The 26,034-nt window shown below is 59.7% G+C and carries 23 protein-coding genes; 10 read left to right on the top strand and 13 right to left on the bottom strand.

The window, feature by feature from the left end; genetic code table 11:
* Nucleotides 1-7: 7 nt before the first annotated feature.
* Genes cobM through cobJ form a run of 3 tightly spaced genes read left to right on the top strand, consistent with a single transcriptional unit; the run spans nt 8 to nt 2,755 of the window.
* Nucleotides 8-787, top strand: a complete 780-nt coding sequence (gene cobM / locus SFUM_RS11020; protein ID WP_011698980.1) for a precorrin-4 C(11)-methyltransferase — start codon at nt 8-10, stop codon at nt 785-787.
* Nucleotides 756-1,976 carry a cobalt-precorrin 5A hydrolase gene (locus SFUM_RS21745; protein ID WP_049766351.1) on the top strand — a complete coding sequence of 407 codons (1,221 nt, stop codon included), beginning with the start codon at nt 756-758 and terminating at the stop codon, nt 1,974-1,976. Before cobM ends, SFUM_RS21745 begins: the two co-directional genes overlap by 32 nt.
* Before the next feature lie 29 nt (nt 1,977-2,005).
* Nucleotides 2,006-2,755 (top strand): precorrin-3B C(17)-methyltransferase, encoded by a 750-nt coding sequence (gene cobJ / locus SFUM_RS11010; RefSeq protein WP_049766350.1) that lies wholly within the window; start codon nt 2,006-2,008, stop codon nt 2,753-2,755.
* Between the two features lie 155 nt (nt 2,756-2,910).
* Here cobJ and SFUM_RS11005 read toward each other — a convergent pair whose 3' ends face one another.
* From SFUM_RS11005 to SFUM_RS10970, 7 genes are all read right to left on the bottom strand, one after another.
* Nucleotides 2,911-3,249 (bottom strand): lipopolysaccharide assembly protein LapA domain-containing protein, encoded by a 339-nt coding sequence (locus SFUM_RS11005; protein ID WP_011698979.1) that lies wholly within the window; start codon nt 3,247-3,249, stop codon nt 2,911-2,913.
* Entirely contained in the window at nt 3,236-3,736 is a 501-nt protein-coding gene (locus SFUM_RS11000; RefSeq protein WP_011698978.1) for an HIT family protein, read from the bottom strand. The genes SFUM_RS11005 and SFUM_RS11000 overlap by 14 nt, the downstream gene beginning before the upstream one ends.
* A gap of 9 nt (nt 3,737-3,745) precedes the next feature.
* On the bottom strand, nt 3,746-4,222 hold the full coding sequence (locus SFUM_RS23330) for a metallophosphoesterase family protein (RefSeq protein ID WP_011698977.1): 477 nt from the start codon (nt 4,220-4,222) through the stop codon (nt 3,746-3,748).
* Nucleotides 4,223-4,642: 420 nt separating this feature from the next.
* On the bottom strand, nt 4,643-5,380 hold the full coding sequence (locus SFUM_RS10990; RefSeq protein ID WP_011698976.1) for a UPF0280 family protein: 738 nt from the start codon (nt 5,378-5,380) through the stop codon (nt 4,643-4,645).
* Between the two features lie 158 nt (nt 5,381-5,538).
* Nucleotides 5,539-7,095: a glutamine-hydrolyzing GMP synthase gene (gene guaA, locus SFUM_RS10985; protein WP_011698975.1), complete on the bottom strand. Its 1,557-nt coding sequence runs from the start codon at nt 7,093-7,095 to the stop codon at nt 5,539-5,541.
* A gap of 213 nt (nt 7,096-7,308) precedes the next feature.
* Nucleotides 7,309-8,784, bottom strand: a complete 1,476-nt coding sequence (guaB, locus tag SFUM_RS10975; RefSeq protein WP_011698974.1) for an IMP dehydrogenase — start codon at nt 8,782-8,784, stop codon at nt 7,309-7,311.
* A 49-nt stretch (nt 8,785-8,833) separates the two neighbouring features.
* Nucleotides 8,834-9,850 (bottom strand): Ppx/GppA phosphatase family protein, encoded by a 1,017-nt coding sequence (locus SFUM_RS10970; RefSeq protein WP_011698973.1) that lies wholly within the window; start codon nt 9,848-9,850, stop codon nt 8,834-8,836.
* A 216-nt stretch (nt 9,851-10,066) separates the two neighbouring features.
* Here SFUM_RS10970 and SFUM_RS10965 point away from each other — a divergent pair, with 216 nt between their 5' ends.
* Nucleotides 10,067-10,681, top strand: coding sequence for an L-threonylcarbamoyladenylate synthase (locus tag SFUM_RS10965; protein WP_011698972.1), 615 nt, complete (start codon nt 10,067-10,069; stop codon nt 10,679-10,681).
* Between the two features lie 283 nt (nt 10,682-10,964).
* On the opposite strand, the gene sppA is transcribed toward SFUM_RS10965, so the two are convergent.
* The 4 genes from sppA to hisC all read right to left on the bottom strand — a co-directional run bounded on the left by sppA (nt 10,965) and on the right by hisC (nt 15,848).
* Nucleotides 10,965-11,837 carry a signal peptide peptidase SppA gene (sppA, locus tag SFUM_RS10960; RefSeq protein ID WP_011698971.1) on the bottom strand — a complete coding sequence of 291 codons (873 nt, stop codon included), beginning with the start codon at nt 11,835-11,837 and terminating at the stop codon, nt 10,965-10,967.
* A 325-nt stretch (nt 11,838-12,162) separates the two neighbouring features.
* On the bottom strand, nt 12,163-13,953 hold the full coding sequence (locus SFUM_RS10955; RefSeq protein ID WP_011698970.1) for a 30S ribosomal protein S1: 1,791 nt from the start codon (nt 13,951-13,953) through the stop codon (nt 12,163-12,165).
* Nucleotides 13,954-14,064: 111 nt separating this feature from the next.
* The gene (gene cmk / locus SFUM_RS10950) at nt 14,065-14,742 is read right to left on the bottom strand and encodes a (d)CMP kinase (RefSeq protein WP_011698969.1); all 678 of its coding nucleotides are present in this window, start codon (nt 14,740-14,742) and stop codon (nt 14,065-14,067) included.
* Nucleotides 14,739-15,848, bottom strand: a complete 1,110-nt coding sequence (gene hisC / locus SFUM_RS10945) for a histidinol-phosphate transaminase (protein ID WP_041442373.1) — start codon at nt 15,846-15,848, stop codon at nt 14,739-14,741. Before hisC ends, cmk begins: the two co-directional genes overlap by 4 nt.
* 255 nt (nt 15,849-16,103) lie before the next feature.
* On the opposite strand from hisC, the gene SFUM_RS10940 reads away from it, so the two are divergent.
* On the top strand, nt 16,104-17,084 hold the full coding sequence (locus tag SFUM_RS10940) for a sigma-70 family RNA polymerase sigma factor (RefSeq protein ID WP_011698967.1): 981 nt from the start codon (nt 16,104-16,106) through the stop codon (nt 17,082-17,084).
* A gap of 338 nt (nt 17,085-17,422) precedes the next feature.
* Nucleotides 17,423-17,689, top strand: coding sequence for a hypothetical protein (locus tag SFUM_RS10935; RefSeq protein ID WP_011698966.1), 267 nt, complete (start codon nt 17,423-17,425; stop codon nt 17,687-17,689).
* 63 nt (nt 17,690-17,752) lie between these two features.
* Here SFUM_RS10935 and glgA read toward each other — a convergent pair whose 3' ends face one another.
* A complete protein-coding gene (gene glgA, locus SFUM_RS10930) occupies nt 17,753-19,219 on the bottom strand; it encodes a glycogen synthase GlgA (protein ID WP_011698965.1) in 1,467 nt (488 codons plus the stop codon).
* A 480-nt stretch (nt 19,220-19,699) separates the two neighbouring features.
* Here glgA and ispG point away from each other — a divergent pair, with 480 nt between their 5' ends.
* Both ispG and SFUM_RS10920 read left to right on the top strand, forming a co-directional pair.
* On the top strand, nt 19,700-20,779 hold the full coding sequence (gene ispG, locus SFUM_RS10925; RefSeq protein WP_011698964.1) for a flavodoxin-dependent (E)-4-hydroxy-3-methylbut-2-enyl-diphosphate synthase: 1,080 nt from the start codon (nt 19,700-19,702) through the stop codon (nt 20,777-20,779).
* A gap of 179 nt (nt 20,780-20,958) precedes the next feature.
* On the top strand, nt 20,959-23,109 hold the full coding sequence (locus SFUM_RS10920) for a RelA/SpoT family protein (RefSeq protein WP_011698963.1): 2,151 nt from the start codon (nt 20,959-20,961) through the stop codon (nt 23,107-23,109).
* 100 nt (nt 23,110-23,209) lie between these two features.
* On the opposite strand, the gene SFUM_RS10915 is transcribed toward SFUM_RS10920, so the two are convergent.
* Complete coding sequence (locus tag SFUM_RS10915) at nt 23,210-23,497, bottom strand: antibiotic biosynthesis monooxygenase family protein (protein ID WP_011698962.1); 288 nt, start codon at nt 23,495-23,497, stop codon at nt 23,210-23,212.
* A gap of 433 nt (nt 23,498-23,930) precedes the next feature.
* Here SFUM_RS10915 and SFUM_RS10910 point away from each other — a divergent pair, with 433 nt between their 5' ends.
* Both SFUM_RS10910 and SFUM_RS10900 read left to right on the top strand, forming a co-directional pair.
* A complete protein-coding gene (locus SFUM_RS10910; RefSeq protein WP_011698961.1) occupies nt 23,931-24,323 on the top strand; it encodes a cache domain-containing protein in 393 nt (130 codons plus the stop codon).
* A gap of 863 nt (nt 24,324-25,186) precedes the next feature.
* On the top strand, nt 25,187-25,459 hold the full coding sequence (locus tag SFUM_RS10900) for an HU family DNA-binding protein (RefSeq protein WP_011698959.1): 273 nt from the start codon (nt 25,187-25,189) through the stop codon (nt 25,457-25,459).
* The last annotated feature ends 575 nt before the right edge of the window (nt 25,460-26,034 follow it).

The following is a 26,034-nucleotide window of genomic DNA, read 5'->3' as shown; positions in this document are numbered from 1 at the left end:
ACTTTCCATGGCTCATCCCATTCATTTTGTCGGTGCGGGTCCCGGCGATCCCGAGCTGATCACGGTCAAGGGCCGGCGACTGTTGCGCGAGGCCGGTTTGATCGTATTCGCGGGATCGCTCGTGCCCGAGCGCCTGTTGGAGGACCGGGCGGCGGACGCGCAAATTTACAACAGCGCGTCTCTGACCCTGGCGGAAACGCACGCGCTGCTGGTGCGGGGCTACCGGGAGGGCAAGCGCGTGGTGCGCCTTCACACGGGGGATCCGAGCCTTTACGGGGCCATCCGGGAACAGATGGCGTTGCTCGACTCCGAAGGCATCCCATACAAGGTGGTTCCGGGGGTGTCCGCGGTGTTTGCCGCCGCCGCCGCGCTCAGGCAGGAACTGACCGTGCCCGAAATGTCCCAGACGGTCATCCTCACGCGCATGGCGGGAAGGACCCCGGTGCCGGAGAGGGAGCGGCTGAGGTCCCTGGCATCGCACGGGGCGACACTCGTCATCTACCTGAGCGTTCAGCAGATCGAGAGCGTCATCGCCGAAGCGGCTTCCGGCTATTCACCGGAAACCCCCGTGGCGGTGGCCTACCGGGTGGGATGGCCGGATGAGCTCCTGGTCGAAGGGACCCTGGCGGATATCGTCGCAAAGGTGAACGAAGCCGGCATCAAGCGGCAGGCGATCGTCATGATCGGCCGGGTGTTCGGCAGGGGCGGCCCGCGGGATGCCAGGCAATCGAAACTCTACGATGAGTCCTTCAGCCATGGATTTCGAGAAGCCAAGCCGCGGTCCTGACCGGACGGCCATCATCGCGCTCACCGGGCAGGGGGCGGAATTGGCCCTGCGCCTCGGTGAACGGTTGCCCTCGAGCAACTGTTTCCTGCCCCGCAGGCACGCGGTCCGGGGCGCCGCCGCTTTCGACCGGGTTTCCGAAGTTCTTCCCCGTCTTTGGGGCCGGTATGACCACCTCGTTTGCATCATGGCCGCCGGGATCGTCGTGAGGCTCATCGCGCCGCTTCTGTCCCATAAATCCACCGATCCGGCCGTGGTGGTGCTGGACGAGAAGGGCCGGTTCGCCGTGAGCCTCGTTTCCGGACACCTCGGAGGGGCCAACCGGTTGGCGCGCCGGATCGGGGAATTGATCGGAGCGCAGGCGGTGATCACCACGGCATCGGATGTCCAGGGGAAACCGGCTCTGGATCTGATTGCCGCGGATGCGGGGCTCGAAATCGAGAACATCGGTTTTCTGAGCCGGGTGAGCCGGGCCGTGATCGAAGAGGAGCCGTTGTGGGTCTTCGATCCCGACGGGAGGATCGGCTCCCGTTTCGAGGAGCAGCCGGAGGTGGTGCTGTTGCCGAAGGAGTACTCGGAGGGGTGCGAACCGGCCGCCGAGGAAGGTGAAGAGGCATTCCGGACGAAAGACACGGGGCCTGGCGCGAAGACGATTCCGGAGGCGAATCCGGCGGCTCGACGGGTGCGGCTTGCGGGCAGGCCCGACTGGCCGGGGCAGACCGAGGATGAACACTCCCGGGTACGCGCTCGGATTGGGGTATGGGTATCCGAGGTCATGCCTCCTCCGAAGGTCAGGTGCCTGAAACTGCGTCCCCGCAACCTGGTGGTCGGTCTTGGCTGCAACCGTGGGACCCCCGCCGGTGAAATCATCGAATTGGTGAAGCAGGCATTCCGCCGGGCGAAGCTCTCCCCGTTGTCCATTCGCAATTTTGCGAGCATCGATCTGAAAGCGGACGAGCCGGGTGTTCTTGACACGGCGAAAAGCTTCAACCGGCCCGTGTCCTTTTTTCCCGGATCGGCTCTCGGAGAGGTGAGAGTGCCGAGTCCATCCGCGATTGTGGCAAAACACATAGGAGTCGAAAGCGTATGCGAAGCGACCGCTCTCCTGAGCGCACAGAGCGGGACACTCGTCCTGACCAAGCGAAAAAGCGCGAACGCGACCCTGGCCGTGGCCCGGGTCGGCTTTCCATAGTCAGCCTCGGACCGGGCGACCGGTCCTTCATGGTGCCCGAGGCCCTGTCGGCGCTCAAGGCCGCCGAAGTGATCCTCGGGTACAAAACCTATCTCGACCTGATCGGCGATTTACTGGAAGGCAAAGAGGTCGTTTCGAGCGGCATGCGCAAGGAGGTGGGCCGCTGTCAGGCGGCCATCGATCACGCCCTGGCGGGGCGACGGACGGCACTCGTTTCCAGCGGCGACGCGGGGATTTACGGGATGGCGGGCCTGGTGTTCGATATCTGCAGGGAAAGGAACCTGGAGGTTGCCGGAATCGACGAGACCATCCCGCAAGATGTTGATTTCCGAATCGAAGTGATCCCGGGCGTGGCTGCGTTCAACGCCGGTGCGTCCCTGGTGGGCGCACCGCTGATGCACGATTTTGCAGCGGTGAGCCTGAGCGATCACCTGACTCCTTGGGATCTCATAGAAAAGCGGCTCACGGCCGCCGCTTCGGCGGATTTCGTACTGGCGATCTACAATCCTCGGAGCAAGAGTCGTCCCGACCTACTCGAACGGGCCCGGCAGGCGCTGTTGCGCTTTCTCTCCCCGGCAACGCCCGTGGCGGTCATCCGAAAGGCCATGCGCCGCGGACAGTGGCTGTGCATAACCACCCTCGAAGGGATTCCCGTTGAGGATGTGGACATGCAGTCGGTGGTGATTGTGGGCAATAGCAGGACCTATGTGTGGAAGGGCTGGATGGTGACGCCCAGGGGGTACCTCGACAAATATGCGCTGGACCGGGAAAGCGAATAGAGGGGGGCCGTCCGGTTTGCGTTCTCATGCCGAGCCGCCGGCAATCAGGCAGGAGAGCCTTTCATCGATAAGGAAACGGGCGGGGTCAACCCCGCCCGTTTCCTTCGTTTCCGATCAAGATTGCAGATTGACTTGCGGCGGCTTCCGCCCGTATATCACTCGCCCTGTTTCGCCGGTTCGGAAGCGGCGTGGACCGCTGCCGGCTCTCTGGAGGCGACCGAAGCCGTCGATGCCGCGGCGGCCTGCCGAGCCTCTTTCGCGCGGCGCCGGGCACCCATCAGGGGCTTCGTCATCAGCAGAATACCGACCAGGAAACCGAAGCCGGCGGATATGGCAATGAGCGAACAGAGGGAGTTCTTCCATTCCACGTTGCCCAGGTACCGGAGATCGTACTTGAAAGACACACTCTGCGCGAAGACAGGCAGGTTCTGGTAAACGAACAAAGCGATCAGCCCGAGAATGATGACGGTGAAGACCAGCTTAAACCACCTCATGAGCGCTCTCCTTTTTAAAATGGGGTAACAACTTGGTGTATGTCTGCTTCAGGTGTTCCGGGATGCTTCTGATATCGGCGAACACTGTGAGGAAGTTCGTGTCTCCTCCCCAGCGCGGCACTACGTGAAAGTGGAGGTGGTCTTTGACTCCGGCCCCCGCAACGGTCCCGAGATTCATTCCCACGTTGAACCCCTCCGCATTCATGACCCGCCTGAGAACCTGAGTGCAGAGCTTGATCCATTTCATGAGATCGAGCATCTCTTCGTCCCGGAGGCCGTCCATTTCGGATACGTGCCTCCACGGAGCCACAAGCAGATGTCCGTTGTTGTAGGGATACTTGTTCATCATCACCATGGTGTGCGTTCCACGGTGAAGAATGAGACGTTCCTCGTCGGACAGGCCGCCTCCTTCGGGACAAAATATGCAGTAAGGTTCTCGCTTTCCCAAGATGTATTCGATACGCCAGGGAGCCCACAGGTTCTGCACCGGTTTCTCCTAGAGAGTGACGATCTCCCCCGTTATGCGGTCCTCGATATTGAGAATTCCCAGGCTGTTGGCCCGTTCCCCGCGTCCAAGATAAACGGAGCCCGGGTTGAACCAGAATATGCCGTGTTCCACCAGTTGCAGCGCCTGGTGCGTGTGTCCGAACAGAATCGCCTCGACGTTTTCGAATTCGTCCATGAGCCTGTGTCTCAAACCGACCGGCGATCCCCAACCGTGTATGATTCCGAGACGGTGCCCCCGCACCCGGATGACTTTCTTTACGGGGAGCCTTTCGTGTATCCCGGAATCGTCCATGTTGCCCGCCACGGCTTCCAGGGGATAGCGCTCCAGGAAATTCAGGACCGAATGTCTCGCCCAGTCGCCCAGGTGGATCACCAGATCCGCCCCTTCGCAATAGGCGGCGCACAGGGATTCGAACCGGTCGGTCACCCGCTCCAGGTGCGTGTCCGACATCACCACGATTTTCATGTTCTCATACCGAGGTGCGCTCAAGAGTATACAACACCTCCCCGGGGGGAGGCGACACGGGCAAGGATAAACCCCGTCCCCTGCACGAACCGATGTGCCGGTCAGACGAAGCAAGGGAAGGGCTTTATGCCCTCCCGCCCAATGCACCCATCTTGAACGCAACCTTGTATCAGCAGTGTTGAGCCGTTCGTTCCGGGTTGCGACCGAAGAAGATATGTGGCGGATTCGGCCGAAGACGGTCAAGGAGGAAAAATACCCGGTCCCGCCCATCGAATGCAGAGGAAGGCCCCATTGCCTCCCGCCGAGCGCCCCCAATATGAGCACAACCCCGCATCGGCGTGTTGGGCGCCGAATTGCGCAGGAATCACTATAGCAACCCATCGAGAAAACACAAGATGTTTTTGGGAAAGGGATGGCGCGCTAAAGGCGGGCTACTTCAAGGTTGCCCCAGATCCCGAGCTTGTCCTTGATGACGATCAGAACGCCTTCAAGAGAAGGGATCGTCCGTGCTCTTTCCAAGGCCTCCTCGATATGCGACGGGGTTTTCACCAGGTTGCCGACGGCGGTTGCGGCGGCGTCGGCCAGGGCCGCGTCCTTTGCAGCCACGGTGACGGCGTCGGCTCTGCCGAAGCTGAGCGATGGCCCGACCGTTCCCGATGAGGTGCAGATTCCGAGGGGGAAACGGCTCCCTTCGAACCGCAGGCCGATGTTGCCGCTGAAGGGAGAATGAGGACCCGCATAAATGCCGATGGTGGTTTCTTCTCGAATGTCCAGGTAACAGTCGCCGCCGTTTTCGACGATCACGGAAGGCGAAAAGGGCTTGAGCGACAGGGCGACTTCCTGTGCGACGGCTCCCGCGACGCTCGCCATGGGACCTACGCCGGCACTCCGGGCGGCAAACAGCATGACCTTGACAAGGGGCGGCGCCAGCGGATCTTCGGGGAGTGGCGTGAGTGATTTCAGAAATGGGGGGTGTTCCGCGATGTATCGTTCCAACTGGCGGCGACAATTGAGGATCGCCGTGAAGGTTTCCCGTTCGAGGTTTCGTTGCGCCCGGACCCAGAGGTCGGTCTCCCGGTAACGGACCTGAAAACCGACCCATCCCTTCCGGTCCTGATGCTGAAGCCTGTAAAAGCGACGGGTTTCGTTATAGGGCATGGACGAATCCCGGTTCACGCCCCCATGTTCTTCCGTCCCCGGACAGGTCATCCCGTTGCCCGCGGGCGCTTCACGGGCTTTTCATCCGGGCGCGGCGGGTTCGGAAGGGTACGATAGTGTCTGCGGCCAACGTCGATCCCCCGGTCCCGCGAGGCAGGTCATTCCCATTCGATGGTGCCGGGAGGTTTGGAAGAAATGTCGTAGACCACCCGGTTCACGCCTTTGACCTCGTTGATGATGCGATTGGAAATCCTTTGAAGCACTTCGTAGGGCAGTCTCGCCCAGTCCGCGGTCATGGCGTCCACGCTTTCCACCGCGCGCACCGCCACGACCTGGTCGTAGGTGCGTTCGTCCCCCATGACTCCCACCGACCGGATCGGCAGAAGCACCGCGAAAGCCTGCCATACGTGGTCGTACCACCCGGAGGCTTCGATTTCTTCCAGGATGATCCGGTCCGCGTCGCGAAGAATCTCGAGACTCTCCGGCGTCACTGCTCCGATGGTTCGAATCGCCAGGCCCGGGCCGGGAAAGGGGTGGCGCATGATGATCCGTTCCGGCAGCCCCAACTCCCGCCCGAGCATGCGGACTTCGTCCTTGAACAGCTCCCGCAGGGGCTCAATCAGCTTCAGGTTCATCCGTTCGGGCAATCCGCCCACGTTGTGATGGGTCTTGATGGTCGCCGAAGGGCCTTTGAACGACACGCTCTCGATCACATCCGGGTAAAGGGTCCCCTGGGCCAGGTATTTCACGCTTTCCAGGCGGCCGGCTTCCCTCTCGAACAACTCGACAAACAGATTGCCGATGATCTTGCGCTTCCGTTCGGGGTCGGTGACGTCCTTGAGCCGTTCCAGGAAAAGATCGGAGGCGTCCGCATAAATGAGGTTGATGGAGAAGTGATCGCGAAAGACCCGCTGGACGCTTTCCGCCTCGCCTTTTCGAAGAAGCCCGTTGTTGACGAAAATGCAGTGAAGCCTGGAACCTATGGCATTGTGCAGGAGCACCGCGACCACGGAAGAATCCACCCCTCCGCTCAGCGCGCAGATTACCTGGTCGTCGCCAACCTGCTCGCGGATGGAGGCCACCGCGGATTCCACGAACGATTTCATCGTCCACGTGGCCCGGCAGCGGCAGGTGCGAAACAGGAAGTTGTCCAGGATGTCCTTGCCGCAAGGCGTGTGAACGACTTCGGGGTGGAACTGCACGCCGTAGAGGCGCCGTTCGGAATTTCCCATGGCGGCGGCGGGAGAATTGTCGCTGCGGGCCAGAATGGAGAAACCGGCGGGCAGCTCGAGGATACGGTCGCCATGGCTCATCCACACGCGCACGCCTTCGCGCTCGATGTCGCGAAAGAGCTCATCCGGCACATCGATGTCGATGGTCGCCGGACCGTATTCCCTGCGGTCCGCTCTTTCCACGGAACCACCGAGTTGCCGGGCCATCAACTGCATGCCGTAGCAGATTCCGAGAACGGGAACCCCCAACTCGAAGATCGCCGGATCCGAAAAAGGGGCGCCCTGTTCGTGTACGCTGGAAGGACCGCCGGACAGAATGATTCCCTTGGGCCTGAAAGCCTTGATCGACTCCATGTCCATGTTGAAAGGATGAATTTCGCAGTAGACATGGCTTTCCCGCACACGCCTGGCGATGAGCTGAGTGTACTGGGACCCAAAATCGAGTATCAGAACCCGTTCTTCGTGAAGATAATCGTAAGTCATCCCGAATCCTTGACCAAGGGGAGCCGGCGGCTCGCCCGGTTCTGGAGAGTCTGCCTCCGACCGGCCGGTGTCGCCGGGGCCCCCGCCGCATCGCCCCGGGCACCCGCGGCTCTGACGCCCGCGCCTTCCGGGCCGCCCGCGCCGATGGAACCGATGACGCACCTGCGGGTTTCGACGACCGAACCGACGGGCAACGACGGCTTTTGACAGACGCTACTTGAGGTCGACTTGATAGTTGGGAGCTTCCTTGGTGATGATGACATCGTGAACGTGGCTTTCCCTCAGACCGGCGCTGGTGATCCTCATCATCCGGGCCCTGGTCCTGAGATCCTCGAGGGTGCCGCATCCCAGATAGCCCATTCCGGCCCTCAATCCGCCGATCAGTTGATGAATGACGTCGGTGATGGGGCCCCGGTAGGGGACTTTCCCCTCGATTCCTTCCGGGACCAGTTTCTTCGGTTCGAAGACCTCGTCCTGGAAGTAACGGTCCTTGCTGCCTTCCTTCATCGCACCGAGAGAGCCCATCCCACGGTACACCTTGTAGCTTCGGCCCTGGTACAGAATGGTCTCTCCCGGACTCTCGTCCGTTCCGGCAAACAGGCTTCCGATCATCACGCACTCGGCTCCGGACGCAACCGCCTTCACGATGTCGCCGCTGTATTTTATCCCGCCGTCCGCGATCAGGGGAACGCCGTGCTCCTTGCACACCCGGTTACATTCCATGATGGCCGTGACCTGCGGCACACCGACACCGGCCACGATACGCGTGGTGCAGATGGAGCCGGGTCCCACGCCGACCTTGACCGCATCGGCCCCCGCCTTGATCAGGGCTTCGGCTCCCGATGCGGTGGCCACATTGCCCGCGATGATCTGGACAGCGGGGAATTCGGCCTTGATCAGTTTCACCGCTTTGAGCACGTTTTGCGAATGGCCATGGGCGCTGTCCACCGCAAACACATCGACTCCCACGCTGCAAAGTGCCGCGGCCCTGGCCAGGGTGTCCTTGCCGACCCCGAGGGCCGCGCCCACCCGCAGGCGTCCGAGTTGATCCTTGCAGGAATTCGGGTACTTCTTGATTTTCATGATGTCCTTGATGGTGATCAGTCCCTTCAGCCGGCCGGAATCGTCCACCACGAGGAGCTTCTCGATTCTCCTTTTCTGGAGGAGCTTCTTGGAGTCTTCCAGCGATATTCCCACGGGGGCGGTCACCAGGTCGTCCTTGGTCATGACTTCCGAAACCTTTATGCTTTCGTCGGTCTCGAAGCGCAGGTCCCGGTTGGTGATGATGCCCACCAGTCGCTCGCCTTTGACCACCGGCACGCCCGATATGCGGTACCGGGACATCAGGTCGAGGACTTCCCCGATTTTCTGATCGGGGTCCACGGTCACCGGATCGAGGATCATGCCGCTTTCCGATTTCTTGACCTTGTTCACTTCCTGAGCCTGCTGTTCGACGCTCATGTTCCTGTGGATGATGCCGATTCCCCCTTCGCGGGCAATACTTATGGCCGTATCCGACTCGGTGACGGTATCCATGGCGGCACTGACCAGCGGAATGTTCATGCGGATTTCGCGGGTGAGCCGGGTTGAAACGTTGGTTTCCACCGGCAACACCTCGGAGTAGTCCGGAAGCAGGGTAATATCGTCAAAAGTCAGCGCTTCAGGGATACCGGGCTGATGGTTCTGCATGGGTGTTCTCCATCGTGATCGGGGTTTGACGGTCTTTGTTTCTGAGGCTTTACTCTTTTTGCGGTCGCCATGTCAAGGGGCTGACCAGGGTCGAACGGATCCCGCAGCTCTTTTCAACCAGGTCGAGCAGGAGGCCTTCCAGGAGACCCGCGTCGGCCGCCGTGAGCGTGTCGACGTTGAATCCCCGGACGATTTCGCCGACGATGACGGCTCCTCCCAGGATAATGTCCTCGCGGCCCTTTTCAAGCCCGCGGATTCCGCCGCGTTGCGCGAGCGTGGAAGAGGCGAGCGAGGCGATCGTCTCCGAGATCCAGGCATAGGATAAAGCGAGCCCGTTTACCCTGAACGGTTCGTAGGGCTCCATGCGCAGATACATAGCGGCGAGGGTGGTGACTGTGCCCGCCGTTCCGGCCAGCAGAAAAGGCCGATCGGGCCTTATTGCCGCCAGGTGAGGCGCGACGGCCGATATCACCGGGGCGATGCTCCCGGCCGCGGCTGCCGCCGCGGCCGCAAGGGACGAAGCGGAAGGCGGGTCGCCGGCGAGGAAACGCTCGGTGAGCGTCGCTGCTCCAACGAACACGCTCGTTACGAAAAGAGGGGCGTCGGGGTGAACGGAATCCAGGAGAAGAAACTCCGTGCTGCTGCCGCCAAGGTCGAACAGCAGGGTCAGACCCGCGCGCGAAGGCAGGGCGCTCAGGGTCCCCTTGGCGGAAAGAAGCGCCTCGGAATCCTCCGAGAGCACGGCGGGAGATATGCCCGTCCGGCGCCGCACCTGGTCGAGAAAATCGTCCTGATTTCTCGCCCTGCGCACCACTCCGGTAGCCCCGCAGGAAACGAATTGGACCTCGTACCGACCCATGAGCCGCACGTATTCCTCCATGGCGGCCAGGGTCGCGTGCATTCCTTTCTCCCCGAGGCGGTCTTCCGTGCCGAAGTCCTCCGCCAGCCGCGTGATTCTGCGCTCCACGCGCAGCGGAACGATCTCCAGATCATCCCTCCGGGCGATCAGGAGCCGGACCGTATGCGAACCGAGGTCGATGGAAGCGAAACAATCGCCGGTCGACACCCCGCTCAAGGCGCGGTTCCTTTCTTGTCTTGACACATTGTCCGGCATGCCTTTATCTTCAAAAGGGAGAGTGTCTTCATGAAAGGATCCTGGCAAGTCATTCTCCGGTTCCCTCGAGAGGATTGATGGTCAAAGCGATTTTTTCGCAAAGATCACGGGGGGCCTTTGCGCGCCCCGGGGAACTGCCGGGTAACTCTTACACAGAAAGGGTTGCACATGATTCTGGAAATCAATCCAAGGCATCCTGAACCCAGGAAGATCCAGAAAATCGTCGAAGTGCTTGCAAACGGGGGGATCATAGCCTATCCCACGGACACGTACTACGGGATAGGCTGCGATCTTTTCAACAAGGCGTCCATCGAGAGGATCTATCTCATGAAACGCCGTTCTCCGCAGCAGCCCTTCAGCTTCATCTGCAACGACCTGAAAAACATCAGCGAATATGCCCAGGTGACCAATTACGCGTACAAGACCATGAAACGGCTCTTGCCGGGTCCCTACACCTTCGTTCTGGAAGGATCCCGGTTGGTGCCCAAGATCATGCTCACAAAACGACAGACGGTCGGCATTCGGGTTCCGGACAATCCGATTTGTCTTGCCATCGTTCAAGAATTGGGACATCCCATCATCAGTACCAGCGCAACCAATCCTGAAACAAACCAGATACTCGCTTCCCCCCAGGAAATCAAGGAAATACTGGGACACACGCTCGATCTGATCGTGGACGGAGGGAATGTCTCCGGCAAACCCTCGAGCGTCATCTCGCTCATCGACGACAGCCCGGAAGTCCTGCGCGTCGGTAATGGGGACGTCAGCGTCTTCCAGGTGTGATCGGCGGTTCCGGACCCACGGGCGAACCCCCGTTCCCTGCCTGCCGGCAGCCGGCGTTCGTCCCGTGAAGCCCATCCGGGATGGAAGCCTCGGCGTCACGGCGCCGTTCAAAATGTTCCGGAAAACGAAAACCCCGCCGGGAGGCGGGGTTTTCGTTTTCCGGAACAGGACGTTCGCAGCCAACGATGGATGGGATGGTTCGTCCGGAGTGTGCAGGCGTTCGGGCGGCCCACTCGGGGCGTCCCGCCCCCTTTCGGGAAGGCGGACGCCGGCGGCCTGCCCGTCACTGAGCGAACGGCGCCTGGTAGCGCAGGGACGCTCCCGGCTCATCGAGCCATGTGCTCAGCTTCTCGCTCGCGTCGCTGCCCAGGAGCAAATCCAACAGGGACATCCTCTTTTTCTTCGCATACACGATATCGGCTTCCCCTTTGACATGACCCAGGGCAACCGCGGCATCGACGGCATCCTCGAAGTTGCCCAGTTCATCGACCAGGCCGAGTTCCTTGGCCGTCTGCCCCAGGATGATCCGACCGTCCGCGATTTCCCGTATCTTTTCCTCCGGCATCTTGCGCCCCGCGGCGACGTCCCTGATGAACTGGCGATGCGCTTCATCCATGGACGCCTGCATGATTTCTTTCTCCTCGGGGGTCATCTCTCGCCCCGGATTGCCGATGTCCTTGTAGCGCCCGGCCTTGATCGTGACCATCTCGTAGCCGATCTTCCCGAACAGGTCGCGAAGCATCGGAAGGTACATGATCACCCCGATGCTGCCGGTGATGGTCCCGGGGCTGGCAACGATGCGGTTTGCCGCGGAGGCGATGTAGTAGCCGCCCGACGCCGCGATTCCACCGAGCGAGGCCACTACCGGCTTGTGCTTGATGGTGCGCTTGAGCTCCCGGTAGATCTCCTGGGACGGTCCCACCCCACCGCCGGGTGAATCGATCCTCACAAGTATGGCCCTGATGGACTGATCCTTCCGGAACTCCTTGATCGATTTCAGGACTTCCGAAGCATTGCTGATGGTCCCCTTGATCTCGACCACACCGATTCGGTTGGAACCCTTGAAAAAATCACTGTCGGAGCCGAGCAGCCAGACGATGAACCCACAGAAGACAAAAAAGGAAATGACGATAAACCAGAGCGTGCGCCGTTTCATATGCCTCTTCTCATGTCCCCCGGTTCCGGTTGCACAGTGGAGACCGGGAAATGACGAGGAATTGCAGGCGAGCCGGGGAACGGCGTCCCCCGGTTTCGCACCGGAAAGACAAATGCCCCGCCTCACTCGGCGGGGGTTATTGGAACTGACCTATACTATCGGCAGTATCGATCGAATACTGAAAATCCTTGGCGGCCGTCACTTCCGCGGGAGCAACGGGCGGTGCCCTGCTCCGAGTCCGGGCCGGAAAAGCAAACACCCGGCATCATGCGAGAGCGTGAGCCGGGTGCGAAATGCGTTGCGGCGGGAACCGATCGAGGTTCCGCTAGGACTTGTCGTTCGGAGTCGGATTGTTGGCGCGAGCCGCCTCCAGCTCTTCCTTCAACAACTCGCCAAGGTTCGAAGTGGCCGCCTTGGCACTGTTCATGTAGTCGTCGTAATTGGAACGCTCTTCCTGTTCCTCGACTTTCTTGATGGAAAGGCCGATCTTGCGGTCCTTGGGCGAAATATTGATCACCTTGGCGGTGATCCTTTCCGCGGTCTTGTACTGGCCCACGGGAGACTTGATCTTTTCCTTGCTGATCTCGGAAACGTGCACCAGGCCCTCGATGCCCTCTTCAAGCTCCACGAACAGCCCGAAATCGGTCACGTTGGTGATCGGCCCGGAAATCACGCTGCCCAGGGGATAGCGCTCCGGAATGCTCTCCCAGGGATCGGGTTCCAACTGCTTGATACCCAGCGAAAAGCGCTCGTTGTCCTTGTCGATGTTCAGCACGATCGCCTGGACCTCCTGGTTCTTCCTGAACACCTCGGACGGATGCTTCACACGCTTGGTCCAGGAAATGTCGGAAATGTGAACCAGGCCGTCGATCCCTTCATCGATCCCGATGAATACGCCGAAGTCGGTGATGTTCTTGATCTTGCCGGCAATGGTCGTGCCCACCGGATACTTCTGAGCGATGATATCCCACGGGTTGGGTTCGAGCTGTTTCATCCCGAGGGAAATGCGCTTGTTTTCCGGATTGATGCTGAGCACCACGGCTTCCACTTCGTCCCCCACATTGAGCACCTTGGACGGGTGGCGAACCTTTTTCGTCCAGGACATTTCGGAGACGTGGATCAACCCCTCGACCCCTTCTTCGATTTCGACGAAGGCGCCGTAATCGGTCAGGCTGACCACGCGCCCGTTGACACGCGTGCCGATGGGGTACTTGCTCTCCGCGCGGGTCCAGGGATCGGCCACCAACTGCTTGAGGCCGAGGGAGACCCGCTCGTGATCGCGGTCGAAGCTGAGCACCATGACCTTGATCCTGTCCCCGATCTGGAACAGCTCGGAAGGATGTCCCACGCGGCCCCAGCTCATATCGGTGATGTGAAGCAGGCCGTCGATTCCGCCCAGATCCACGAACACGCCGTAATCGGTAATATTCTTGACGATTCCTTCCACGACCTTCCCGTCTTCGAGGTTGGCAAGCGTCTGCGACTTCATCTGCTCGCGCTCTTTCTCGAGAAGGGCCCGGCGGGAGAGAACCACATTGCGCCGCTTCTTGTTATATTTGAGGACCTTGAACGGGAATGTCTGACCGATGAGGAATTCAAGGTTGCGGACCGGTCTCAGGTCCACCTGGGAACCGGGCAGGAAGGCCTGTACCCCGATGTCGACCGCCAGGCCGCCCTTCACCTTGGACACCACCTTGCCTTCGATGATGCCGTCCTCGTTGTAGATTCGGCTGATATCGTCCCAGACCTTGATCTTGGCGGCCTTCTCCTTGGAAAGGTGGATGGTGCCGTCCTCATCGTCGTGGAACTCGAGCAGAACATCGACATCGTCGCCGATGGCAGCCTGCACCACTCCCTTTTCGTCCTTGAACTCGTGGACGGAAATCTGTCCTTCGGACTTGTAACCGATATCGACCATGACGTAGTCATCGCTGATCTGCACGATGCGCCCGCGAATGACTTCGCCCTCCTGGATATTCCGAAAGCTCTGTTCGTAAAGATCCTTCATGGAATCCATGTCTTCGATTTCACCCTCAATGTTGGAATCGTCCGCCATCGAGGTGTCCGCGCCAAGCTCGGTTACGTCCTGTCCAGTCACTTCGTCTTTGTCAACCATTGAATTCGTTACCCCCTTAGACATATTTGGCACGAGGCCACTTCCAAACAACTAGTCTAGCAAAAAATAACAATTTTGCAATCTTAATTTTTGTGAGAAATAGTACAATGGCTAGCCGCGCGACTTTTCGCGTATCAAGTCCATCAGACGGCTCATCACCTCGGAAATATCCAGGTCGGAGGTGTCCAGAATCACCGCTCCGTCGGCCGGGCGCAACGGCGCCAGGCAGCGGGTGCTGTCGGCTTCGTCCCGCTCGCGGATTTGCCGTTCGAGCACCGCATAGTCGACCCGGATGCCCTTCGCGAGGTATTCCGCATGCCTTCTTCCGGCCCTGGCGGCAGGATCGGCGGTCAGAAACACTTTGACCCCGGCGTGTGGAAACACGACCGTGGCGGTATCGCGTCCTTCCGCAACCACCTTCCCCGCTTCGGCGAGCTTTCTCTGCCATTCGGTCAGAAACGTCCGGACGGCACGCATTTGGGAAATGCGGGACGCGTACGCGGCCATTTCGGGATTGCGCAACTCGTCTTCCAGGGCTTTCCCACCGCAATGGATCAGGAGCGAACCGCCGCGGGTGGAAAACTCCAACGGCAGCTCGGGCAGGGCCCGCGCAACGTGCGCCTCCGCCTCCAGGTCGACGCCCTCCCGCTGCAGTGCCCAGGCCAAGGCCCGGTACATCGCGCCCGAATCAAGGTAGGTGTACCCCAATTCCTTTGCGAGCAGTCTGCTCACGGTGCTCTTGCCGGCTCCCGCGGGGCCGTCGATGGCAATGATCGTCGCGTTGTTCAAAGAGATGCCCTAAACTGAACCAGCGTGTCGCTCAACGTTCTTATGAAGCGCTCATTTTCCTCGGGAAGACCCGCATTGATTCGAATATGATTGTCCATGCCGTAGGAGCTCATGGCGCGGACGATCACGCCCTGCCGCAGCATCGCCTCGTAGAACCACTTGGCGGGTCCCGGGACCTCGATGAGGAAAAAATTGGCCTCCGTCGGAAGATAGTTCAACCGCAGCCGTTCCACTTCCCGGTAGAGATATTGCAAGCCGTCCCAGACCACCCTCTGGGTCCTGTGCAGGAAATCCTCATCGTCCAGTGCCGCCAACGCGGCGATTTGCGCCAGAGTTCCTGTGTTGAAGGGCTGCCGCACGCGGTGCAGATAATCGGCAAGGAAAGGGTTCATCGCTCCGAAACCGATGCGCAGGCCGGCCAGTCCGTATGCCTTGGAAAAGGTTCTCAAAACAATGACGAACGGCCCCTGGCGGTCGATGTAGTCAAAACCGTTCGGGGTATCGGGGTCCCGGGCGAATTCGATGTAAGCTTCGTCGAGGACGACGACGATTTCGGGAGGGATGCGGTCCAGAAAGACGTCGAAATCCCGTTTCGAAATGAGAGTACCGGTCGGATTGTTGGGATTGTTGACAAATATCATCTTCGTCCGGGGCGTGACGGCTCCGGCGGTTTTTTCGAGGTCAATGGCGAAGCGCTTCAGCGGAATGTGGATCGCCTTGCCTCCCATGGTCTGGACTGCGAGCTTGTAAACCAGAAAGGAGGGGGCGGGCATGATGACTTCGTCGTCGGGAACCAGGAAAGCGCGAATAGCGAGCTCGATGATCTCGTTGGACCCGTTTCCGAGGACGATGCCGTCGAATGGGAGCGCATATTTTCCACTCAACCGCTTCCTGAGATAGTATCCGCTTCCGTCCGGATAGCGATGCAATCGGGACAGGGCTCCCGTGACGGCTTGCATCGCCTTCGGGGATGGACCGAGAGGGTTCTCGTTACTGGCCAGCTTGATGGAATCGGTGATCCCGTACTCGCGTTCGAGTTCTTCGATCGGTTTGCCCGGCGGGTATGGGACCAGCGAAGCGATATGTTCGGGTACAGAAGGCTTCATTTTGTTCGGTTGCCGCGTGGCCGGTCCGTCCGGGGGCCACGGTCCTCTTTCCTTCATTTTGTTCGGCCCTTATAATGGAAAGACATCGCAAAAGCAACTGCTTTTCCGGGCGAGACGGGGTTTTCCTTTTGAGCTTGTCTTGGACGGGTGGGTATAATACTATTCAAAAGATATGTCCCGGCATGCACGGGGCGATACGCGAGGTCTGAGCGCCTCCGGGGCCTCGAATCATCACGAACTTAAGGATAGTTGTTGATGCCAAAATCCAAGAAAAGCAAACGAGGCGGAGTCAGCCCGGATCGCGGCGATCCGCACGAGGCGGGAGAAGAATCCCGTTCCGGCTCCACTTTTCCGGCGGAGAGGCCGCAGGCCGTTTCGTTTGACCCGTTCCGCATCTACCTCGACGAGATCAAGCGATACCCCCTTCTCAGCAGGGAGGAGGAAACGGATCTGGCCATCCGGTACCGTGAGAAAGGCGATATTGAAGCCGGCTACAAGCTGATCACCGCCAACCTGAGACTGGTTGTAAAGATAGCCATGGATTTTCAGAGGTACTGGATGCAGAACCTCATGGATTTAATCCAGGAGGGGAACGTCGGCCTGATGCAGGCCGTCAAAAAATTCGACCCGTACCGCGGATATAAGTTTTCCTACTATGCTTCGTTCTGGATCAAGGCCTACATCATCAAGTTCATCATGGACAACTGGAAGCTTGTCAAGATCGGCACCACCCAGGCACAGCGGAAGCTGTTCTTCAACCTGCGCAAGGAGAAGGAGCGGTTGGAAGCGCAGGGAATCGAAGCTTCGCCGAAGCTCCTCAGTCACCGGCTGGACGTCAAGGAATCCGAAATCATCGAGATGGATCAACGGCTGAATAGCTGGGAGATCTCTTTGGACAGCCCGCTCAAGGAAGATTCCGAAGACACGCACAAGTCTTTCCTCCCCTCCGACGATCTTCCCGTCGACGATCAGATCGCAGACCGGGAAGCGAAGGCTATCCTGCATGACAAGCTCCTGCTCTTTCGGGAACAGCTGAAAGGCAAGGAGGCGGTCATTTTCGACAAACGGCTGCTGACCGAAGAGCCCATGACCCTGCAGGAGATAGGAGACCGTTTCGGAATCAGCCGCGAACGGGTCCGGCAGATTGAAAGTCGTTTGAAGAAGAAGCTCAAGGCATACCTGGAAGAAGAAATCGAGGACATCGATCTGCTTCAGGAGAGCATGGTCGAAGTCTGAAATCGCTTTGAAACGGTTTCCCGCAAAGAAGCACGAAAGGCAGGGGCTTTCGGGAGCGAGTTCCGGAGCCCGGAAAGGGAAGCTGCCGGCGGCGTTGCGCCCCGGGCGGGAAGACCGGCCGAGCCTGCTTCCCGTGCCGGAGCGCCTGTACGGAAAATCGTTGCGGGCGCCCGCTTCCGCCTCCGCATGCATGTCCTTCCGCCTGGAACGATCGAGGTCCGTGTCCGGACCCGGAGCCATTTTCCCCACGCCACCCGGAATCATAATCGACTCCGCTTCGAACGGGCGTTTTCCTCGATTGTCACGACGAGTCGCCAGGGGTGTACACGAGGCCAAATATGGCAGAAGCATTCGATCTCGCAAAAATGCTCGAAGAAATCATGGACGACGAGAAGATCAGCGTCTCCAAGGGCACAAGGATCTCTCGGGACGAGATCAGGAAGATGCTCCTCGAAAGGCGCAAGCATTTTGCCGGGCAAAGCCGGCGGAGCGCTCGACTTCCCCTGGGCGAAGCCCTGGAACGGGAGGGCCTGATTACCGGGGAAGAACTGAACCGGGTGACCATCGCCGATGAAGATTCCGTGCAGTCTTCCGTCGGTTCCTGACGGGCTCCGCCGCGGCGGGCCGCATTCCGGGGCCGCCCCGTTCCCGGCAGACGACCGCCCGGACTATTTCCTTGCGGCGATCAACCGGTAGAGATCGAGATACTCGCCGGCGGAGCGGGTCCATGAAAAATCCTGAGACATTCCCCTGCGCTGCATCGCCGTCCATTTTTCCTTTTCCCGGTGGAAGGCCAGCGCGGCGCTCACCGTTTCCAGCAGATTCGAGGCGCGATACTCGCGGAACTTGAACCCGGTTCCGGATTCGGGGTGCTCCATGACGTCGATCACGGAATCGTCCAGGCCTCCCGTGGCATGCACTACGGGGACGGTTCCGTAGCGCAGGCTGTACATCTGGTTGAGCCCGCAGGGTTCGTAGCGCGACGGCATGAGGAAGATGTCCGATGCGGCTTCGATACGATGTGCGAGCGATTCGTCGAAGCAGGCGAGCATGCGGAGCTTCTCCGGATACAAATTGGCGAATTCCTTCAGCCGCCGCTCGATGAGCGCGTCGCCGGTACCGAGGATCACCAGGGACAAGGGCAGTTCCATCAGGTCATTCATGATGTCTTCGATGAGATCGAATCCCTTCTGGCCCGCAAGACGGCTGATCATACTCAGCAGAGGGGTCTCGCGACTTTCTGCGGGCAGGCCCAGTTCCGCGATCAGTTCTTTCTTGCACCGGCGCTTGCCGGAAAGGTCCGTTGCGCTGTAACGGCATGGGATCAAGGGGTCCGTCTCCGGGTTCCAGGCTTCGGTGTCGATGCCGTTGAGGATGCCATGAAGCCGATCGCGGCGCTCACGGAGCACCCCGTCCAGGCCGTGACCCAATGCCGCGGTCTGTATTTCCAGGCTGTATCCGCGACTTACAGTGGTTAGAATGTCACTGTAGACCAATCCGGCCTTGAGAAAATTGCAGTTGCCCCAGAATTCCATGCCCTGCGGTGAGAAAGCCTCCGCCGGCAGACCGGTGAGTCCGAAATGGACGGCGGGAAAGATTCCCTGGTAGGCCAGGTTGTGAATCGTGAACAGTGCCCCGGAGTGCGCAAAGTTCGAATCACGGCGCCGGAGGCGATCGAGATAGGCCGCGGCAAGGCCGGTCTGCCAGTCGTGAAGGTGGAAAACCGAAGGATACCAGTTCAGACGATTGCAGAGGAGATACGCCGAGCGGCAGAAAGTGACGAATCGCTCGGCGTTGTCTTCATAGTCTCCCGTGGTCGGAGTCCCGTAGAGAAACCCACGGTCGAAAAACTCGTCCTTTTCAAGGAAGTAGACCGGAACTCCCGCGGCGGTGCGGCTTTCCCAAAGGTGGACGGTGTAGTCGTGCACGCCCACGGGGACGGACAGATTTCGGGCCAGCGGGGTGAGGGGATGTTCCTGCTCCCGCACGGACCGATACAGCGGCATGAAAATGCGAACATCGCATCCCAGCCCCTGCAGAGCGGCGGGAAGGGCGCCCGCGACATCGGCCAGCCCTCCCGTCTTGGCATAGGGAGACACTTCGGATGCGCAGAAAAGAACGCCGGGATATTTCATGGAATCGTTTCCCCTGGGAGTTTCAGGCCAATCGAGTGTCGACCGGTCCATTTCTACCGGATCGTGGGCCGACCCGTCAACATGCGATTCGCCGGACGCGATGCGATGTCGCGTTTCGATGCCCTGGAGACGACCATCCGCGCCGGGAAACCCGAACGGCACCCTTTGGGGAATCGGCTCTTCGAAACGCGATCGTGAGGAATGCGCACAGGATGTAAACGCCTTTGCGTCAAAGCCACCACCCGGTCACCACATGTTCCGGATGGGGCTCGCTAACCCGCTCGAGAGGCCTGCTCCCGGTCTTGACGCCAAATGGGTCCTTGGAAACCGCATGGATATTTTCTACAATACAATCGCGGACGCAGCCGGGCGATCCATGCCCCTCTCCGTGCTGCGGCCCATCCCTTTTTGGATCGCAGCGGATCGACCCTGCGGTGGTTTCCCGCGTGAACGACGTTGAACGGACGACAGGAGAGACAATTGAATCCTCTACAAAGACAAACCACTCGACAGCTATCGATCGGCGGGGTTCTCATCGGGGGAGGCGCCCCGGTCGTGGTCCAGTCCATGACCAACACGGATACCAGGGACTGGCGTTCCACCGTGGCGCAGATCGAGAGGCTCCATGAGGCGGGATGCGAGCTCGTGCGCGTGGCCGTGCCGGATGATCAGGCCGTTGAACAGCTTTCCCGGATCAAGAAGGCCATTGGGATCCCGCTCATTGCGGACATCCATTTCGATCACCGCCTCGCACTGGGCGCAATCAAGGCCGGAGTGGACGCGCTGCGGCTGAATCCCGGCAACATCGGCGGCCCCGACAAGGTGCGCAAGGTCGCGGCGGCGGCGCGGGAAAGGGGGATCCCCATCCGTATCGGCGTCAACAGCGGCTCGCTCGAAAAGGAATTGCTCGCCCGCCACGGCCATCCGACTCCGGAGGCAATGGTGGAGAGCGCGCTCAAACACGTTCGACTCCTGGAAGATCACGATTTCGATCTCATCAAGATTTCCCTGAAATCGTCGGACGTGCTCAACACGGTTGCCTCATACCGCCTGCTGTCGTCCCGGACGCGCTACCCGCTGCACCTTGGCGTAACCGAAGCGGGGACCCTGGTGGACGGAGCCGTCAAGTCGGCCCTGGGGATCGGCATCCTGCTGTTCGACGGGATTGGGGACACGCTGAGGGTTTCGCTCACGCGGGATCCGGAGGACGAAATACCGGTGGCCTACGGTATTCTCCGCTCACTGCGGCTGCGCGACCGCGGAGTGGAGCTCGTGAGCTGTCCGACCTGCGGCAGGACGGAGATCGATCTCATCCCGATGGTGGAAGAGATCGAAAGGCTGCTGAGAAAAGTGCGCACCCCGCTGAAAGTGGCCGTTATGGGATGCGTGGTGAACGGGCCCGGAGAAGCGCGGGAAGCGGACGTGGGAATTGCCGGAGGGCGCGGAAAGGGAATTTTGTTCAAGAAAGGGGAGCGGATTGAAACGGTTCCAGAGGCGGAGCTGATGAAGAGGCTGCTGGTTGAAATCGAGAAAATGACCGGCGAAAGGATCATGGGGTGATCTCGGCCGGAGTCGTTACGAGCTGCGTGGAGGGAGCCGAGGCGGTCATGGCCCGCTCCGTTTGTTGGCCCGGGTCGGCGAAAGCGGTGCGATGAGGGGGTTCGCGTTCGACGATTGCCCGGCACGGGGGGATTTGCCGGGAGTCAGGAGCGGGGAACCGTCTGTCGGGGAGCGAAAGCATGCGGTTTTTTGAAATCAGGGACCAGATGCTCAGCTACTATCCGAGCTCGGACAGTTCCCTGCTCGAAAAGGCGTACATCTACGTCGCATCCATACATCGCGGCCGGGTCCGATTGCCCGGGGAGCCTTACTTGAACCACTCTCTTGCCGTGGCCGGCATTCTCGCCCAGATGCGCCTGGATGAGGAGAGCATCGCATCGGGTCTCCTGCATGACGTCGTCGAAGACAAGTACGCGAATATCGATGAGGTGCGGGAGCTATTCGGCCCCGGCGTGGCGGGCATCGTTCAGGGCGTGACCAAGCTCAGCCGGCTTAGTTTCAGCAGCCGCGAGGAACGCCAGGCCGAGTATATTCGCAAGATGATCCTCGCCATGTCCCAGGACGTCAGGGTGATCCTGGTCAAGCTGGCGGACCGCCTTCACGACATGCGCTCACTGCACTCCGGAACGAGAGGCTCCGGAAATTCCATGGCTCAGGAAACGTTCGATATTTACGCGCCGCTTGCGGCCCGGCTTGGAATTGACTGGATGAAGCAGGAACTGGAGGACCTGGCCTTCCGGTGCAAGGAGCCCGAGTCTTACGAGGAAATCCTCGGGAAGCTGGAGAAGACCCAGGAGGAACGCAGGCGCTACATCGAAGACGTCATGAGCATCCTGAACGCCCGACTGGAGGAGCACGGCATCAAGGGACGGGTCAACGGGCGATCCAAGCACCTTCACAGCATCTACCAGAAGATGATCCGGCAAAACCTCGACCTGAACCGGGTGTACGACATTATCGCATTTCGAATCATCGTGGATTCCGTGAAGGCGTGCTATGAGGCTCTGGCGATGATCCATGCGCTCTGGGAGCCGGTTCAGGGACGATTCAAAGACTATATCGTGAAGCCGAAGTCCAACATGTACCAGTCGCTGCACACCACGGTCATCGGGCCTTACCATGAAAGGATGGAAGTCCAGATCCGCACGGAGGAAATGAACCGGATCGCCAACGAGGGAATCGCCGCGCACTGGCTCTACAAGGAAGGCCGTCCCCTGGGAAAGATCGACGAGCAGGAGACCCAGCGCTTTTCCTGGCTTCGCGAGCTGATGGAATGGAACAAGGACTGGCGCGATCCCAAGACCTTCTTCGATGCGGTCAAAGTCAATTTCTACCCCGACGAGGTCTACGTCTTCACTCCCCAGGGCGAAATCAAGTCCTTTCCCCGAGGGTCCACTCCCGTGGATTTCGCTTACGAAGTCCACACCGAGGTGGGGCATCGTTGCGTGGGGGCGCGGGTGAACGGCAAGCTGGTCCAGTTGCGCTACGAGCTCCAGACCGGGGACACCATCGAGATCCTGACCGCCGCCAATCACCGTCCCAGCAAAGACTGGCTCAAACAGGTGAAGACGAGCAAGGCGATCAACCGGATTCGCCATTGGTTCAAAGCAGAAGAACGGGAACGGTCGATTTCCCTTGGCAGGGAGTTTTGTGAGCGGGAATTTCGCAAGAAGGGCCTCAACTTCCACAATTACCTGAATTCCAACGAGCTTCTCGAGGCGGCAAGGGGCTTTTCGCTCCGCTCCGTGGATGATCTGCTGGCGGCTGTCGGCTACCGAAAGGTTTCGCCCGTCCAGGTGATCGGGAAACTGCCTTCCAAGATGGAAATCGAGGAAGCCGCAAGGGAAGACACCATCCCGGTCGAGAAACGCAGAACCGCTCACGGGGATGAGGGCGTCAAGGTCAGGGGGGTGGACGACGTCATGATCCGCATGGCCAAGTGCTGCAATCCCGTTCCGGGCGAGGAAATCGTCGGCTACATCACACGGGGGCGGGGAATCACCGTGCACCGGGTCCAGTGCAACAACATCGGGCGCGGGGATGCCGAGCGAAAGATCGACGTCCAGTGGGACAGCGGGGGCGGCCAGGTCTATCCCGTGGATATCAAGATCACCCATGCGTCCGACAAGGGAATACTCGCCGGACTGAGCGCCGTGCTGGGCCAGTTGGACGCCAATGTTGTGGACATCCAGGTCGAGCCTCCGGGAGGCTACAACCTCGGAGCGTGCCGGCTGAAAATCGAAGTGAAAGACACCAAGCACCTGCAACGAGTGCTCTCCGCGTTGAGAGCGGAAAAGGGCGTGTATCGCGTGCAGCGCAGCATGGAATAGAGCGCTTACCCGGGCAGGCGTGATTTTCCTGCCCGGGTGGTGTACAAGCGCGCACAAAGATCGGGAGGTATCATCGAAGGAGCGTCGGCAGCGGGCGGAGCTACAGATGAACGTACACGGTGACGGATTCTTTCCCGAGAACGATGGACTTCATTTCTTCCTGGATTTTCTTGCGCTCCGGACTGTTTTCCCATGACCTCCAGTCCTCCACGCTGTTCCAGTTGCTGATGGCGAGATACTTGTTCGGATTGTTCAGCGCCCGGAGCGTTTCACCCGAGATGTAGCCCTTGTTCTGCATCGCTTTGGCGCGGAGCTGCATCATCACGTGGTGAAGCTTTCCCTCCTGACCGGCCTCGATTTCTCTTTCAATCAGGACTCGAATCGCCATGGCTGACCTCCTTGTGAAAGTATCAAATAATTAGAATAGAATAAGAACTCCCCACTAGGCATGTGTATAAGGACGGTTTGCGGGAAAAGCAACGCTGTGCGCCCCGTTTGCCGGTGTGAAAGAGTGTTCAATGAACCTCCGACTCAGTCGGCCGGCGCAGGGCATGCACGGTGGGGCGGCACAGGGAGCTTCGGTTCCGTGCGCCCCCCCTTCCGTCCGCCTCTTTTGGCATTGCTTCGGCGCCGCTATTGATCGTCCCATCTCTATCGATGTCCATGGCTCCGTTCTCGTCGACGGATATTCGATGAGCCTTGACAGGGTGCTGATAGATGATTTGGATTATATACGGGTTTTTATAATTCCGGGAATACGGTGCGGTGGTGCAATCAGGGAACAAGGCTTTGAAATCACAACAAATCAAAAGGAGGAGCAGATGAGCCCGAGAGCACCGGAAGACGCAAAGGCCTGGGTGGAAAATGCGAAGCAGTTTTACCGGTCCGCAGGCAAGAGGATCGCCTTGGCGGAATTTACGAACCCCACGGGAATGTTCATTCAAGGGGAAATGTACATCTACGCACTGAATCCCAAAGGAACGATGCTCGCCCACGGAGTCAACGAGAAATACGTCGGCGAGGAGTTCATCGATCTCATGGATTCCGACGGCAAGAAATTCATCAAAGAGATCATCGACACCGCCAATGCCAAAGGCGCCGGCTGGGTGGAGTACAAATGGTACCATCCGGTCACCAAAGAATGGCTTCCCAAAATCGCCTATTTCGAAAAGGTCGACGACCTGATCATCGTCAGCGCCGTGTACAAGAACTAGTGCCGACCCGACCCCCTTCTCCTTCTCGAGCGGGCATTCCACACCGTCGCCCTCGATGCGAAGCTCTATCGCCGGATATCATACAACCTGGTGAGGATTTCTAAAGACCCGGGGAGAACCCCCTTCCCATCACTCGGTGAACGGCCGTGAACCGGGAGTCATGAGCGGTGAATGAGACTCATCGACGTCGTTTCCGCGCAGGCGGGGATCCGGGTTTTCCAGGGCGGTCCGGGTCTCGGCCTTGGCCCGGGTCACGTTCGGGATGCATTGTTGAACACGTTCCCGGGATAGGATCGATCGCAGCGGATTCATCACATCACTTGATTGCGCCGTCAAGCCCCGGGGTGGAGATGGTCCCGGCCCCTTCGAAATAAACCGCGGAGGGCGGCGGGTTCCATTTCCACCCGTCCGATTCGTTCCATGCGCCACCGTCGCGCCCCGCGAAAGAAATGTCCCCCCAAAAAAATCTCTGTCGCTCCTGTCTAAAAGATATTGTCTTTCGTGGAAGACCGCCGTAGAATGCCGCTAATTGGCTTCATAGCTGATATTGCAGTTTTCCAGGGATGGTCTTGGCCGACCCTGTCTTATTTTACTTTCTCGCGTTGCGCAGACGTATCCACTTTTCCTGATGTGAATGTTCCGGTTGCCAAGGCTTCTATATTATACCGTCATATCAAGGCGTTAGGCTGTCTGAAGAGGGTCTGGCGGCGGTGAAGACCGGGGGGGTGTCACAGCCCGCATCGATCAGGCAGATGACGTGCAGCGGGGCTCATATTGTCATCGACAGGAGGTGCGGCCGGAAAATCTGAAGGGTGATGTACTGGTGTGAGGGGTTATTTTTCAGTATCTGAGGAGGAAAGAGGATGACAAAAGCAGATTTGGTTTCCAAGATTGCGGGAGCCGGGGGTATTACGAAGGCCCAGGCGGAAAAGGCGGTCGACGGTTTTGTCGCGGCGGTATCTCAAGCGCTTTCGACCGGCGAGAAGGTGACTCTGGTGGGATTCGGCACATTCAGCGTCGGAAGCAGGTCGCAGCGGGAAGGCCGCAATCCCAGAACCGGTGAAAAGATCAAGATCCCCGCCTCCAAGGTGGTCAAGTTCAAGCCGGGGAAGAGCTTGAGCGACAAAGTGAAGTAGTGGAATCTCTTCCTGGCCGTTTCCCGGGCGCTCTTCGGTCGGGTTGGAGCGGGGGAAATGGGCCGGGAATTTCCGTCCGGATGGCCGAGGAATGGGATGTAAGACCCGTTCTCCGGCCATACTTGTTCCCTCCTAATGTTGAATCGGCCAAGGGTGCTCGCGATTTGCCGGCGTCCGCCGTGAGCCGGGCCGGCCCACAGCCCGCCCTTTTGTGAGAACTTCAAGAGTCAAGAGCAAACGAAGGGTGGGTAGGCACGGTTCCATCCTGCCCACCCTGCGATTCACGATACCGCATGAAAATGTGCCGGGCCGGGGCCGTATCGCATGAACGGGCACTCGATCCGGTACATGATCAGTCTCCGGCCGGGATCGGCCCCTTTCCCGGCCCGCCCGCGGCGCGGGGGCTCGGCGTCCCCGTTTGATTGACAACAATCGTCGTGGAGATTAGGTTTTGCTTGGCTGCGGCGGTCGGCCATGCGGTCTCGCGGGGAAGCTCGCGCCGGGGATGCATGCTCCCCGTTGGGGACGGGGGTGGTGCCGTGAGGGAGGAGCCGCGACGAAAACCTGAGTTCGAT

Source organism: Syntrophobacter fumaroxidans MPOB, from assembly GCF_000014965.1.
Lineage (GTDB): Bacteria > Desulfobacterota > Syntrophobacteria > Syntrophobacterales > Syntrophobacteraceae > Syntrophobacter > Syntrophobacter fumaroxidans.
Note: the sequence above shows the minus strand (reverse complement) of the source record. Positions and strands in the feature narration are given on the sequence as shown.